Consider the following 12,223-nt stretch of genomic DNA (forward strand, 5'->3'; position numbering starts at 1 on the left):
GAGTTCTATGCCGGCCGCAGCCCGTACCGGTGACCCCACCGACCACGGCGGGGTGATCGCCACACCGCCGCCCGCCGCCGCGCGGTCCGTGGTGACCGTCCTCATCGGCGGCCGTCCCGCAGCCGTCGTCGGCAGCCTGCACACGTGCGCGATGCCGCCGCACCTGGCGCTGGGCCCGGCGAACGTGGTCATCCCCAACCCGGCCGGGCTGACCTCGGGCGTCGTCCTCATCGGCGGGCTGCCCGCCGCGAAGGCCCGCGACAAGACGGCGTGCGGGGCGACGATCGTGATGGGTGCGATGAACGTGCTGATCGGGGGCGTGTGATGAACGAGCGCTTCATAGGCCGGGGTTGGGCCTTCCCCCTCCGCGTCGGTCCCACCGGCGGCATCGCCCTGGTCGAGAAGGACCAGGAGATCGAGGAGGCCATCCGCCTCGTCCTCGGCACCGCCCCCGGCGAACGCCCCATGCGCCCCGAATTCGGCTGCGGCATCCACGAGTACGTCTTCGCCCCCGGCGACGGCGCCACCGCCGGCCGCATCGCCCAGCAGGTCCGCGAGGCCCTGGAACGCTGGGAGCCGCGCATCGCCGTGGACGAGGTCGTCGTCGCCTACGACGCCGTCGAGGCCGGCACCCTCTACATCGACGTGCACTACTCCATACGCTCCACCAACGACCGGCGCAACCTGGTCTTCCCCTTCTACACGATCCCCTCCGAGGAGGGGGCCGAGGAAATGGTCGCCGACTGATGGCCCTCCCCTCCCCGAACCTGGACGACCGGCGTTTCCAGCAACTCGTCGACGAGGCGAAGCGGTACGTCCAGCAGCGCGCGCCCGAGTGGACCGACCACAACGTCTCCGACCCCGGGGTCACCCTCATCGAGACGTTCGCCTACCTGGTCGACCAGCTCCTGTACCGCCTCAACCGCGTCCCGGACAAGAACTACACAGCGTTCCTGGACCTGTTGGACATCCGCCTCTTCCCGCCGACGGCCGCCTCCGCCGACGTCGACTTCTGGCTGTCCGCCCCCCAGCCCGAGACGGTCACCCTCCCCGCCGGCACCGAGGTCACCACCGCGCTCGGCGAGACCTCCACCAGTGACGACTCCGTCGTCTTCACGACCGTCGACGAACTCCGCATCATCCCCAGCGAGTTGATCCGGCTCGTCACCGCGCCGCGCACCGGCGAGCAGACCGACCGGACCCGCACGCTCGCCGAGGGCGGCGACGTACCCGCCTTCCAGGCCGCGCCCGAACCCGGTGACGCGCTGCTGTTCGGCCTCCCAACCGCCGTTCCCCGCTGCATCGTTGCCGTCAATCTCGACAGCCGCGTCGAAGGCATCGGCGTCGACCCCCGTCAGCCTCCGCTCGTCTGGGAGGCCTGGGACGGGGCCCGTTGGCAGGCGTGCGAGACCGGGTCCGACACGACCGGCGGGCTCAACCGGCCCGGCGAGGTCGTCGTCCACGTGCCCGCCGGGCACACCGCCTCCGTCATCGGGGGGACCCGGGCGGGGTGGCTCCGGTGCCGGGTCACCGAGGCCGAGCCCGGGCAGCCGTTCTACTCCGAGTCGCCAACTGTCCGTGAGGCGACCGTCTTTACCGTCGGCGGGACCATGGCCGTCGAGCATGCCGAGACCGTTCTCGACGTACCCCTCGGCACGTCCGAAGGCGTCGCCGGGCAGTCCTTCCGGCTCGACCGGCCGCCCATTCTGCTCGACCGGTCGTTGCCCGAGGTCGAGGTGTCCTCCGCCGAAGGGTGGCAACGCTGGGACGTCGTCGAGCACTTCGGGAGTTCCGGGCCCTCCGATCGGCATGTCCGGGTCGACGCCACCAGCGGGGAGTTCACCTTTCCGCCGGTCCTCCGGGAAGCGGACGGGACGCTTCGGCAGTGCGGGGCCGTACCGTCAAAAGGCGCTCAGATCAGGGTGGTTCGCTATCGCACGGGTGGCGGGCCCGCCGGGAACGTCGCCCGGGGTGCCATCTCCGTCCTGCGCAGTTCCGTTCCGTACGTCGCCCGAGTCATCAACCGTGAGGCCGCGCTCGGGGGCGTCGCCGGGGAGACCCTCGACAACGCGAAACTCCGTGCGCCTCGGGCGTTGCGGATGCAGGAGCGGGCCGTGACCGCCGAGGACTACGAGATCCTCGCCCGGCAGGCCGCGCCCTCCGTACGCCGGGTCCGATGCCTCCCCGTCGCCGGAGAGGTCGGTTCCGTACGGGTGCTGGTCGTTCCCGACGCCGTCGCGGACGAGGGGGACGACCGGCTCCGGTTCGAGCAACTCATCCCGTCCGAGCAGGTGTTGACGTCGATCACCCGGACGCTCGACGAACGGCGCCTGATAGGTACGCGGTTGGTGGTCGAGCCGCCTGTGTACCAGGGCGTGACGGTCGTGGCTCGGTTCGCCGCGCCCGCGTCGGAGATCGACCGGGTTCGCGAGGACGCGCTCGACGCGTTGTTCCGATACCTCAATCCCCTCAACGGCGGTCCCGACGGCACGGGTTGGCCGTTCGGGCGTCCCGTCCAGTACGGGGAGATCTTCGGGGTTCTCCAGCAGGCCACGGGGAACGTGCTGGTGGAGGATGTGCGGTTGTTCGCGGCTGACCCGATCACGGGGCGGCGGGGGACACCTACGGATCGGATCGACGTGGGGGCGGGGGCGTTGGTGTTCTCGTATCAACACCAGGTGGTTGTCACGGAGTTGGAGTTGGGGGTCGGGGGATGAGCGTGCGGTGGGTATGGGTTGAGGCTGGGGCGGAGGTCCCGAGATGAGTAACCGTGCCGCCGTACCCGGACTCCCCAGCCGGTACCCCATCGGTGAGCAACTCCCCGCCCTCTACGCCGAAGACGACTTCGCGCAGCGCTTCACCGCCGGGCTCGACACCGTCCTCGCGCCCGTCTTCGCGACCCTCGACAACCTTCCCGCGTACCTCGATCCCCGCGTCGCCCCCGCCGACTTCGTCGACTGGCTCGCGTCCTGGGTCGGGGCCGAGGACGATCCCCGCTGGCCGGTCGCCCTCCGCCGCGAGGCGGTTGCCCGCGCCGTCGAACTCCACCGGTGGCGGGGGACGGCGCGCGGTCTGGTCGAGGCGTTGCGGCTCGCCCTCGGCGTGGACGCGGTGGTGACCGAAGCGGGCGGTGCGGTCTGGTCGTCGTCCCCCGGCGCCGAGCTCCCGCCTCCCGCCGGCTCCCCCCTCGTCCGCGTCTGGCCCGACCGGGCCCCGTCCGTCGACGCCGCCCGCGTCCACGAGATCGTCCGGGCGATGTGCCCGGTCCACACCCTCTGCCGGGTCGAGATCCTCTCCGGCCCACCCAGCGACGAAGGAAGGTGACGCCGTGCGTGCGTGTCCCGCGTGCGGGGCGTCCAACGGGCCGACGGATGATTTCTGCGGCAACTGTGGGACGTACTTGGGCTGGTCGGAAGGTACGGATACGGGGAGGGTGGGGCGAGGGGGGTCGAGTGACGCCGACTTGGACGCGCTGACGCCGGACGAGCCTGGGGGGAGTGAGGCGACGGAGGGGTCGGGCACGGGCGTGCCTGGTTCGAGCGGGTCGGGTGCGGGTGTGCCTGGTTCGAGTGGGTCGGGAAGCGGCGAGGCTGGTTCGGGCGGCTCGGCTTCGGCTACGTCCGGGACGGGGGGCTCGGCTGCGGTCACGTCTGGTTCGGGCGCGGGTGTAGCCGGTCCTGGCAGGTCGGCCGAGAGTGCGTCCGGTTCAGGCGTGGGCGGATCCGGTTCGGTCGGGTCCGGCTCGGGTGGGTCGGCTGGCGGAGCGTCTCGTTCGGGTGGGTCGGGTTCGACCACGTCCGGGGTGGACGGGGCAGCTGCGGTTACGTCTGGTTCGGGCGGGGCGGGCGCTGGCCTGTCCGGTTCGAGTGGGTCGGCTGGCGGCACGTCCGGCGTGAGCGGATCGGCTGCGGCCACGTCCGGTTCGGCCGAGGGCGGGTCCGGTCCTGGCAGGTCGGTTCCGGGTACGTCCGGTCCGGGTACGTCGGCTGCGGGCTCGCCGAGTTCGGATACGTCGGCTTCGAGCGCGGAGGCTCAAGGAGCACCGGCGTCGTTGGCCACGACCCCTTCGGATACGGCGGCTTCCGGGTCGTCGGCATCGGGCGCACCTGCTTCGGGTACGGCGACTTCGGCGTCGTCCGCGTCGGGTACGCCTGTTTCGGGATCGCCGGCGTCAGGCGCGCCCGCTTCGAGCACGGCGACTTCGGGACCGTCGGCGTCAGGCGCGCCCGCTTCGGGTACGGCGACTTCGGCGTCGGGTACGCCTGTTTCGGGATCGCCGGCGTCAGGCGCACCCTCTTCGAGCCCGGCGCCTCCGGGATCGTCGGCATCAGGCGCGACCCCTTCGAGCCCGGCGCCTTCAGGGCCGTCGGCAACAGGCGTGCCGGCTTCGGAGACGTCCGCTTCAGGTGCGTCGGCGTCGAGCACCCCACCCTCGGAGACCCCGGACAACCCCACCCCGAGCGCGCCGGACCCAGCCGTACCGCCCTCGACCACCTCACCCCGTACCTCCTCCCTGCGAGCCCGCCTCACCTCCCGCACCCGAACCGGAGCAACGGGCCGGACGACACCCCCCACCCCTCCGGTACCTCTCACCCCTCCAGTACCCCCCACCCCTCCGTCACCCCCCTCCACCGAAGCGCAGACACCACCCCCCACCCCCCAACTCCCGCAGTCCCCACCACCCCTGCGCCCCACTGCCCCCCGCCCCAACCCGGTAGGCCCCCGAACCCCCACCACCCCCGCCTCCGAACCCCCCGCCCCCATCCAACCGGTGCTCCCGGCCAAAGCCACCACCCCCCGCCCCACAGTCCGCCCGGTCCCCGCCGAGGACGAGATAACCGGCCCCCCCTGCCCCGTCTGCGGCACCCCCAACCCCCCAGGCCGCCGCTTCTGCCGCCGCTGCGCAACCCAGCTCACCGCGACCGAGCGCCCCGCCGCCCTCCCGTGGTGGCGCACGGTCTGGCCCTTCCGCCCCCGCCGGGTACGAGCCAGCTCGGGCCGACTGACCCGGTTCCTCGTCATCCTGGCCGTGATCCTCGCCCTCTGCGCGGCGGTCGTCTTCTTCCTCCCCGCAGGCCGAGCCCTCTTCGAAGACACCCGGGACAAACTCAGCTCGGCGCCACCCATCACCCCGGTGGACATCAAGGCGTCCACCCAAACCCCGAACCATCCCCCGACAAATACCTCGGACGGAATCAGCAACAACTTCTGGGGTGCCGCCCCCGGAGCCACGATCACCTACACCTTCCGCGCCCCCTTCCGCCTGGTGGAAACGATCATCACGAACGGCGCAAGCGATACCCCCAAGGAATACAACGCCCAGGCCCGAGCCCTGGAAATAACCCTGGAAGCAACAACCTCCTCCGGTGAGAAGAAGACCAAAAAAATAACCCTCAACGACAAACCGGGCGACCAAAAATTCCACACGCAAGTCAGCGACGTAAAAACCATCACCCTCACCCTGAACTCCCCCACAGGCCTGACCAAGGGCCGCCAACTGGCCCTGGCAGAAGTGGAGTTCTTCAAACGAGGCTGAGATCGCCCGCTTCTCATCACCCACCGCTTCGCGACCTGAGGTACTTAGGTACCATGTTCCTGAGGTGATGACCATGACGACCACTGCGAAGACCGCGCGGCAGGCCCCCCTGAAGGTGGACCCTGAGACGGACCAGCTGATCAGCCAGGGTGCCCACTTCCTGGGCCTGACGAAGAAGGACCTTGTCGCCGAGGCGGTGCGGGTCTACCTGGAGCAGCGCCGGGAGGACCTGCGAGCCGGCATGGCCGAGGCGCTCCAGGTGCTGGACGGTTCCTTGAAGTCGGACGTGATGTCGCTGACCGGGCTGACCGCGGAGGAGATCGACGCGGTCGGTGGGATTGACGAGTAGCGAGAGCCGAGAGACACGAGAAGATGCGACCCGCCCGCCCCACGCTGCGCTGCCTCCGCGAGGATCTGGAACTGCCGTTACCCCCAGTCACGGTCCCGCTGGACGAGGTCGCGCATCCGGCCCTGCGGAAGGCGGCGGAGCAGTTCGCCGACGCCGAGATCAAACACGAGAGGATCCGTTCGGTCGATGACCGGGTCCTGTTCAAGGTGAAGGTGCAGCGCTGGCGCGGAGCGGTCTGGGTAGGGGAGGACCTGCCCTGGCTGGTCGCGGCCGGCCGTCGCGAGGACGGCTCGGGTGACGACTTCTACGCGGCGCTGGAGTCGGATGCCAAGGCGGCGCGGGCCCGGTACAACGCGGCTCACGCGGAGGGCCTGAAGGCCGCGACCCGCACCGACCACCTCCTGCCGACCCGCGAGGACCACATCCGCTACCGGGCCGAGGCGGCCGTCCGCTTCGTACGGCGCCTGCGTGCGGCCCTCCGGCAACTGACCCGGGCTACTTTGTGCGACGGCCGTGAGCACGTCCAGGACTTCGACACCTTCACACTCGGTCTACAGGTCCGCGCGGACGACGGCCACGAGACCTACCTCGCGATCCGCATCACCGGTTCCGTCCCCGCGAACCTCACGGCCGTGATCCTGGCCAACGTCCCGGGCTGCGAGAAGGACGGCTGGTACCCCGAGTACGCCCTACCGGAACGCGATCTGCTGCCTGCCGAACAGGCCTGGTCGAACCTCATGGATCCACGCGAGGCGGCTGGGGTACTGACCGACGACGAGTCCTGAGAGGGCTGGTACGACGCTGGCGTCCCGCTCGCTGAGAAGTGCCGCCAGCCACACCTGATCGACCTCGGTACCAGGGAACGCGAGTGACCACCGTCCGCTTCGCGCTCAAGCGGATCCAACAACCACCCTGAGCCGGTCCAGCTGCCCGGCTGAGACTGGCCTGCTCCCCGCCCCCGGCACCACGCAGTTCCCGGGAGCCGCAGAGGAACCGGCAGTGTGATGCCGGTCATGCCGTGTCACGGGCGCGGCGGGGGCGGTGTCTTGTGGGCATGACCGACACGAAGCAGTCCACAGTCCTGATCACCGGTGCCAACAAGGGGCTGGGCCACGAGGCCGCCCGGCGTCTCGGAGTGCTGGGGTGGAAGGTGTTCCTCGGCTCCCGGGACGAGGTTCGCGGTCGCGCGGCAGCCGAGAAGCTGGCCGCCGACGGCATCGACGTCGTCCTGGTTCCGCTGGACGTCACCTCGGAGGAGTCCGTGGCCGCCGCCGAGGAACTCGTGCGCGCGCACGCCGACCACCTGGACGTCCTGATCAACAACGCCGGCGCACCGGGCCACGCGGTCCACCCCGGTGAGGCGACGGTCGCGGAGGTCCACGCCGTCTACGACACCAACGTCTACGGCCCGATCCGCGTCACCCATGCTTTCCTGACGCTGTTGCAGGCCGCCGACCACCCCCGGGTGGTGATGGTGTCCAGCGCCGTCGGAGCGTTCTCGGTGGTGACCGATCCGCAGCAGCCGGTGTCGAAGATGCACGAACTCGCCTACAGCTCCTCCAAGGCGGCGCTGAACATGCTGACGGTTCGCTATGCGCAGGCGTTCCCCGCGATCAAGTTCAACGCCGCGACCCCCGGAGAGGTCGTGAACCACACTTTCGCGGCCACCGACATGAACAACAACATGGGCCAGCTGACGGTGACAGAGGGCACCGACTCGATCGTCCGCTTGGCGCTGCTGGACCCCGAGGGCCCTAGCGGGACGTTCACGGATCGGCTCGGCCCCATCGAGTGGTGACCGTCAGACGCTGCGGAGGAAGTCGGCCCAAGTGGTGCGGGGGAACGTGAGCTTCGGGCCGGTGGGGTTCTTGCTGTCCCGGAGTGCACGGTTCCCGTCGGGGAGGGTGGCTATCTCTACGCAGTTGTCGTTGTGGCCGGAGTACGAGGACTTGACCCATGTCAGGGGGGTGGTCGCAGGCTTCATTGATCCTTCACGTGGTTGATGGCGTCCTGGATGAGTGCCCGGGACTTGCTGATGTTCGCGGCGGCCACGTTGAGGCGCCGGAAGAGTGTGGTGTACGCCTGTACGTCCTTCTCTTCCTCGTGGAACAGGCTGGTGGTCGCCGCTTCGGTGTAAGCGAGGTCGCTCTCCACCACACCGGGGAAGCTCATGATGACGAACGGCCCCACCAGGCAGGCGTTGAGGGGGTCTTCCCGAGGCAGTACCTGAAGCTCGATGTTCTGCTTCCTGCCGGCTTCGATCAGGGATTCGAGCTGAGCCCGCATGACTTCGGGACCGGCGACCTGGTGATAGAGCACGCTCTCGGTGATGATCACCCAGAGGCGCAGGGGATTGTCCCGGGTCAGGATGTTCTTGCGTTCCCGCCGGACCTCGATCCCCGTCTTGATCTCTTCCTCGGTCGCGTCGGGAGCCTGAAGCCTGATCAGGGCCTCGGTGTAGTCCGGGATCTGGAGGAGGCCGGGCACCATGCTGGTCTCGACGTTGTAGATCTCCGAGGCGTCGGACTCGACGGCGGCGTACGTTGCGTAAGCCGGTTCGATCACGTCCGTGTGCTGATTCCACCAGCCCTTCTGCTTGGCCTCGCGGGCCAGCTTCTCCAGGGCTGCGCGTTCGGTCGGGTTGGTGACGTTGTACGCGTCCAGCAAGGCGCGCAGGTCGGGGAGCCGGATGCCGGACTGGTAGTTCTCGATGCGTCCGATCTTGGACTCCGCCGACCCCAGCACCTTGGCGACGTCGGCGTGCGTCAGTCCCGCAGCGGTCCGCAGTCCTCGGAGCGTGCGGGCGAGTCGCCTCTGACGGAACGTCGGGTTGGGCTTGTCGGGCACGGGTCGAGCCGCCTTCCTGCTTCTTCTCGCAGGCCAAGTGTGCCGTCCACCCCGCACTACGAGCAACTGGTTCTGGTGACTACTCAAAATGGTGACTTGACAGTTTGGATGCTACTTAGCGTACTGTCATCGTTACGGCAGTGTCGGCGTGAGGGGCTCAAGTATGGCTGAAGTCAAGTCGTTTCAGGTGTGGTACCGGAGGTTTCGCCCGTCCGTGTCAATAGCTCGCGCCGAGGCGAGGGACCTCGCTAAGCTGTGGGGCTTACCCCAGTTGATCGACCCTCTTGAATGGGTAGTCACCGAACTGGTGGCCAACGCCATCATTCACGGCCAAGCCATGCGCGGCAGCCACGTCGCGGTGACCTACCACCTCGACGACACCCGCCTCCGCGTCGAGGTCCGCGACGCCGCCACCGGCGTACCGACCCTCACCCCGCCCCTCCTCGGCGACGAGGACGCCGGCCGAGGACTCCACCTCGTCGCCGCCCTCTCCGACACCTGGGGCGTCAAGCGCAACGTCATCGGCAAGACCGTCTGGGCCCACCTCGCCGTCACCCCCGAGGAGCCGCCCGATGCCCGATGACGTGATCGTCGGCTATCTGCGCCGACTCGACGGCACCGACGACGACGCGGTACGCCAACTCGTCCTCACCATGCGGAACTTCGCCGACGCCAAGCGCCTCGTCCTGACGATGGTCTTCGTCGAGCAGGAACCCGGCGTCACGTCCACCCTCGGGACGATGACCCGGTACTGCCTCCGACACGGCATCCGCCAGGTCGTCGTACCGAGCGAGCCGCACCTCAACCGCCTCCCCGGACTCGCCGCCCTCTCCCGGGAGTTGCTCGCGCAGAGCATCGGCGGACAGGTTTGGATCGCGACGGAAGGCGAGGACACATGACCGTCCCCCTCCTGGTCGCCTCGGTCAGACTCGTCGCCGCCCCCCTCGCCGTCTCCGTCTCCCGCCTCGTCGTCCGGCACAGCCTCAAGGTCTGGGACCTCGACGACCACACGGACACGGCAGGCCTCGTCATGAGCGAACTGGTCACGAACGCGGTCAAGGCGACGAACGACCCCCACGGAGTGATCGGCGTCCAACTCTGCGCCGTGGCAAGCAGCTTGTACGTAGAGGTCTGGGACACCAAGGCCGACACCCTCCCCGTACGCAAACGCCCCAAGACCGACGCGGAAGGCGGACGCGGCCTTCTCCTGATCGACGCCGTCGCGGAGAGCTGGGGCACCGAACCCTCCCGAACTGGCGGCAAGATCGTCTGGGCAGACCTAGGCCTCGGCTGGCCCCTGACGACACCCCCCTCCGGCACACTCCACCCGCCCCTGCAACTGCCGCCCGGCAGCAGGGCGTTGCGGGGGAGGGCAGAGGAACAGGCGAAACGAGCGCTGTACGAACGGGTGTTGACGACCGTGGGGAACGCGGTCAGCCCTTGAGGACCAACGGCAGAAACACCTCGTCCACGATCGCCACCAAGTCCCCCTCCGTCACCCCCTCCAACCGCACCAGCATGTCGTACCGCAACAGATCCACCGGCAAGCTGACCACCCGCCGAGGAAGGTCCGCCGTAGGGATCTCACCCCGATCAGCAGCGCGGGCCAGCAAAGTCGCGAGTACCGTCCGCATCGCCTCCGAAAAGTGCGGATCCATGTCCGCGACCTCCGCCAGCAACCCCCGGAACACGTCCTGCCCGATCTCCCGCTGACGCTCCAGCGTGAACCGCATCAACGCCAGCACATCCCCCCGAAGGGTCCCCGTGTCGGGCACCTGGTCGAGCAGGGAACCCCGCCGGTGGCGGAGAGCCGCGACGATCAGCTCCGCGCGATTGCTCCAGCGGCGGTACAGGACCTGCTTGCCCGTGCGGGCCCGCAGCGCCACCCCCTCCATCGTCAGGTGCGTGTAACCGACGGACCGGAGTTCGTCCCAGGCCGCGTCGAGGAGGTCGGCTTCCAGGGCGGCGCCTCGGCGGCGGGTGGGTTCCATGCGGGCTCCTCGGGAGACCTTGCGTCTCTTGTGCGGGTGAGCCTATCGTCGTAACAAGAGACGCACCGTCTCTAAAATCCAGGGCTCCGCAAAAGCCCCGAAAAGGGGGGAGCCGTATGCCCGAGGTCGCCACCCAACCCCGCACAAAAGACCGCCTCGACCCCGCCCTCCTCAAACTCGCCGTCGTCCTGGTCCTCGGCGCCCTCGCCCCCCTCCTCGACAGCACCATCGTCGCCGTAGCCATCGACACCCTCGGCAGAGACCTCGACGTATCGACCGCCACCGTCCAGTGGGTCAGCACCGCCTACCTCCTCGCGTTCGCCGTCGTCGTCCCGGTCAGCGGCTGGGCCATCGAAAGGATCGGCGCCCGGAAGGTCTGGCTCGGCGCGCTCGTGCTGTTCCTGGCCGGGTCCATGCTGTGCGGACTCGCCTGGGACATCTGGTCGTTGGTGGCGTTCAGGGTCGTCCAGGGCATCGGCGGCGGGATGTTGATGCCGGTGCTCCAGACGGTGATCCTGCGCGCGTCAGGCGGCAAGAACGTGGGGCGGCTGATGGCCGTCGTCAGCCTGCCGGCGCTGATCGGGCCGATCCTGGGGCCGGTCGTGGGCGCGCTCATCATCGACCACTTCAGCTGGCGGTGGATCTTCTACGTCAATCTGCCCGTCTGCCTGCTCGCCCTGGCCCTCGCCTGGCGTACGGTGCCTCGTCAAGAAGCGTCCCCCGCGCACACGTTGGACGTCACCGGCCTGCTCCTGATCTCGCCCGCACTGGCCGCGCTGATCTACGGCTTCTCACAGCAGAGGACCGCCCTCCCCGTCGGCGTCGTCCTCCTCGCCGTGTTCGTGTGGCACGCCCTGCGGCGTGCCCAACCCCTCGTGGACCTACGGCTGCTCCGCAACCGTTCGCTGGCGGTGTCGGCGACGCTGATGTTCCTGAACGGGCTCACCCTGTACGGCGGGATGTTCCTGCTGCCGCTGTACTACCAGCAGCAGCGCGGCGCGGGCGTGCTGGAAGCGGGGCTGCTGCTGGCGCCCCAGGGCGTCGGGAGCCTCCTCGCCCGGGTCGCCGGCCCGCTCGCGGACCGCCTCGGACCCCGGCCGGTGATGTTCACGGGGCTGCTGCTGACCGCCGTGACGACGATCCCGTTCACCCTGGACAACCCCTCAACGCCCCTCCTGGCCACGGCCCTTGTCGTGCGCGGCTTCGGCATGAGCGCCGTGAACATCGCGATCATGGTCGGCGCCTACGCGGACGTACCCGGCGAGAGGGTCCCGCACGCCAGCACGATCGTCCGCATAGTCCAGCAACTCGGCGGCTCTTTCGGCACGGCGGTCCTGGCGGGCTTTCTGACGCAAGGTTTCCCGTACGCGTTCGCATGGGCGACCGGATTCACGGTATTCGCGTGCGCGATAAGCATGTTGTATCCGGCGGCGACAAAAAACGACTGAAGCCGAACATGCCAAAGGGGCGGCAGGACCACGAGTCCCACCACCCCTCAGC

Annotated in this window: 16 protein-coding genes; 12 read left to right on the top strand and 4 right to left on the bottom strand. The window is 69.2% G+C overall.

Going from position 1 to position 12,223, the window contains the following annotated elements; all coding sequences use genetic code 11:
* Positions 1 to 7: 7 nt before the first annotated feature.
* From J8M50_RS32710 to J8M50_RS32725, 4 genes are read left to right on the top strand one after another with little or no spacing between them, the layout of a single operon-like run.
* Positions 8 to 325 (top strand): PAAR domain-containing protein, encoded by a 318-nt coding sequence (locus J8M50_RS32710; RefSeq protein WP_010353287.1) that lies wholly within the window; start codon positions 8 to 10, stop codon positions 323 to 325.
* Positions 325 to 747 carry a GPW/gp25 family protein gene (locus J8M50_RS32715; protein WP_010353286.1) on the top strand — a complete coding sequence of 141 codons (423 nt, stop codon included), beginning with the start codon at positions 325 to 327 and terminating at the stop codon, positions 745 to 747. The genes J8M50_RS32710 and J8M50_RS32715 overlap by 1 nt, the downstream gene beginning before the upstream one ends.
* Positions 747 to 2,717 (top strand): putative baseplate assembly protein, encoded by a 1,971-nt coding sequence (locus tag J8M50_RS32720; RefSeq protein WP_010353285.1) that lies wholly within the window; start codon positions 747 to 749, stop codon positions 2,715 to 2,717. The genes J8M50_RS32715 and J8M50_RS32720 overlap by 1 nt, the downstream gene beginning before the upstream one ends.
* A gap of 43 nt (positions 2,718 to 2,760) precedes the next feature.
* On the top strand, positions 2,761 to 3,324 hold the full coding sequence (locus tag J8M50_RS32725) for a phage tail protein (protein ID WP_010353284.1): 564 nt from the start codon (positions 2,761 to 2,763) through the stop codon (positions 3,322 to 3,324).
* 708 nt (positions 3,325 to 4,032) lie between these two features.
* Here the strand turns inward: J8M50_RS32725 and J8M50_RS32730 are convergent.
* A complete protein-coding gene (locus J8M50_RS32730; protein ID WP_141655572.1) occupies positions 4,033 to 4,425 on the bottom strand; it encodes a hypothetical protein in 393 nt (130 codons plus the stop codon).
* Positions 4,426 to 5,029: 604 nt separating this feature from the next.
* Between J8M50_RS32730 and J8M50_RS32740 the strand changes: the two genes are divergently transcribed.
* The 4 genes from J8M50_RS32740 to J8M50_RS32755 all read left to right on the top strand — a co-directional run bounded on the left by J8M50_RS32740 (position 5,030) and on the right by J8M50_RS32755 (position 7,683).
* Positions 5,030 to 5,536: an NADase-type glycan-binding domain-containing protein gene (locus J8M50_RS32740; RefSeq protein ID WP_099049003.1), complete on the top strand. Its 507-nt coding sequence runs from the start codon at positions 5,030 to 5,032 to the stop codon at positions 5,534 to 5,536.
* Positions 5,537 to 5,609: 73 nt separating this feature from the next.
* Positions 5,610 to 5,885: a hypothetical protein gene (locus tag J8M50_RS32745; protein ID WP_010353281.1), complete on the top strand. Its 276-nt coding sequence runs from the start codon at positions 5,610 to 5,612 to the stop codon at positions 5,883 to 5,885.
* A 23-nt stretch (positions 5,886 to 5,908) separates the two neighbouring features.
* Complete coding sequence (locus J8M50_RS32750; RefSeq protein ID WP_010353280.1) at positions 5,909 to 6,670, top strand: hypothetical protein; 762 nt, start codon at positions 5,909 to 5,911, stop codon at positions 6,668 to 6,670.
* 269 nt (positions 6,671 to 6,939) lie between these two features.
* Positions 6,940 to 7,683 (top strand): SDR family NAD(P)-dependent oxidoreductase, encoded by a 744-nt coding sequence (locus tag J8M50_RS32755; RefSeq protein WP_010353279.1) that lies wholly within the window; start codon positions 6,940 to 6,942, stop codon positions 7,681 to 7,683.
* A gap of 3 nt (positions 7,684 to 7,686) precedes the next feature.
* On the opposite strand, the gene J8M50_RS32760 is transcribed toward J8M50_RS32755, so the two are convergent.
* Both J8M50_RS32760 and J8M50_RS32765 read right to left on the bottom strand, forming a co-directional pair.
* A complete protein-coding gene (locus J8M50_RS32760) occupies positions 7,687 to 7,869 on the bottom strand; it encodes a DUF397 domain-containing protein (protein WP_010353278.1) in 183 nt (60 codons plus the stop codon).
* Positions 7,866 to 8,732: a helix-turn-helix domain-containing protein gene (locus tag J8M50_RS32765; RefSeq protein WP_010353277.1), complete on the bottom strand. Its 867-nt coding sequence runs from the start codon at positions 8,730 to 8,732 to the stop codon at positions 7,866 to 7,868. Before J8M50_RS32765 ends, J8M50_RS32760 begins: the two co-directional genes overlap by 4 nt.
* A gap of 163 nt (positions 8,733 to 8,895) precedes the next feature.
* Between J8M50_RS32765 and J8M50_RS32770 the strand changes: the two genes are divergently transcribed.
* Genes J8M50_RS32770 through J8M50_RS32780 form a run of 3 tightly spaced genes read left to right on the top strand, consistent with a single transcriptional unit; the run spans position 8,896 to position 10,176 of the window.
* Complete coding sequence (locus J8M50_RS32770) at positions 8,896 to 9,315, top strand: ATP-binding protein (protein WP_063748052.1); 420 nt, start codon at positions 8,896 to 8,898, stop codon at positions 9,313 to 9,315.
* Entirely contained in the window at positions 9,305 to 9,631 is a 327-nt protein-coding gene (locus J8M50_RS32775) for a hypothetical protein (protein ID WP_010353275.1), read from the top strand. The genes J8M50_RS32770 and J8M50_RS32775 overlap by 11 nt, the downstream gene beginning before the upstream one ends.
* Positions 9,628 to 10,176 (top strand): ATP-binding protein, encoded by a 549-nt coding sequence (locus J8M50_RS32780; RefSeq protein WP_010353274.1) that lies wholly within the window; start codon positions 9,628 to 9,630, stop codon positions 10,174 to 10,176. The genes J8M50_RS32775 and J8M50_RS32780 overlap by 4 nt, the downstream gene beginning before the upstream one ends.
* Here J8M50_RS32780 and J8M50_RS32785 read toward each other — a convergent pair.
* Complete coding sequence (locus tag J8M50_RS32785) at positions 10,166 to 10,723, bottom strand: TetR/AcrR family transcriptional regulator (protein ID WP_010353273.1); 558 nt, start codon at positions 10,721 to 10,723, stop codon at positions 10,166 to 10,168. The genes J8M50_RS32780 and J8M50_RS32785 overlap by 11 nt on opposite strands.
* A 116-nt stretch (positions 10,724 to 10,839) precedes the next feature.
* Here J8M50_RS32785 and J8M50_RS32790 point away from each other — a divergent pair, with 116 nt between their 5' ends.
* Positions 10,840 to 12,171 carry an MDR family MFS transporter gene (locus tag J8M50_RS32790; RefSeq protein ID WP_010353272.1) on the top strand — a complete coding sequence of 444 codons (1,332 nt, stop codon included), beginning with the start codon at positions 10,840 to 10,842 and terminating at the stop codon, positions 12,169 to 12,171.
* The last annotated feature ends 52 nt before the right edge of the window (positions 12,172 to 12,223 follow it).

Source organism: Streptomyces acidiscabies (assembly GCF_020010905.1).
GTDB lineage: Bacteria > Actinomycetota > Actinomycetes > Streptomycetales > Streptomycetaceae > Streptomyces > Streptomyces acidiscabies.

Excerpts from the sequence above, each read along its gene's own strand:
- J8M50_RS32720 (WP_010353285.1), top strand. The coding sequence starts at position 747 with ATGGCCCTCCCCTCCCCGAACCTGGACGACCGGCGTTTCCAGCAACTC.
- J8M50_RS32770 (WP_063748052.1), top strand. The coding sequence starts at position 8,896 with ATGGCTGAAGTCAAGTCGTTTCAGGTGTGGTACCGGAGGTTTCGCCCG.
- J8M50_RS32790 (WP_010353272.1), top strand. The coding sequence starts at position 10,840 with ATGCCCGAGGTCGCCACCCAACCCCGCACAAAAGACCGCCTCGACCCC.
- J8M50_RS32750 (WP_010353280.1), top strand. The coding sequence starts at position 5,909 with ATGCGACCCGCCCGCCCCACGCTGCGCTGCCTCCGCGAGGATCTGGAA.
- J8M50_RS32780 (WP_010353274.1), top strand. The coding sequence starts at position 9,628 with ATGACCGTCCCCCTCCTGGTCGCCTCGGTCAGACTCGTCGCCGCCCCC.
- J8M50_RS32745 (WP_010353281.1), top strand. The coding sequence starts at position 5,610 with ATGACGACCACTGCGAAGACCGCGCGGCAGGCCCCCCTGAAGGTGGAC.
- J8M50_RS32725 (WP_010353284.1), top strand. The coding sequence starts at position 2,761 with ATGAGTAACCGTGCCGCCGTACCCGGACTCCCCAGCCGGTACCCCATC.
- J8M50_RS32715 (WP_010353286.1), top strand. The coding sequence starts at position 325 with ATGAACGAGCGCTTCATAGGCCGGGGTTGGGCCTTCCCCCTCCGCGTC.
- J8M50_RS32775 (WP_010353275.1), top strand. The coding sequence starts at position 9,305 with ATGCCCGATGACGTGATCGTCGGCTATCTGCGCCGACTCGACGGCACC.
- J8M50_RS32710 (WP_010353287.1), top strand. The coding sequence starts at position 8 with ATGCCGGCCGCAGCCCGTACCGGTGACCCCACCGACCACGGCGGGGTG.
- J8M50_RS32755 (WP_010353279.1), top strand. The coding sequence starts at position 6,940 with ATGACCGACACGAAGCAGTCCACAGTCCTGATCACCGGTGCCAACAAG.
- J8M50_RS32785 (WP_010353273.1), bottom strand. The coding sequence starts at position 10,723 with ATGGAACCCACCCGCCGCCGAGGCGCCGCCCTGGAAGCCGACCTCCTC.
- J8M50_RS32760 (WP_010353278.1), bottom strand. The coding sequence starts at position 7,869 with ATGAAGCCTGCGACCACCCCCCTGACATGGGTCAAGTCCTCGTACTCC.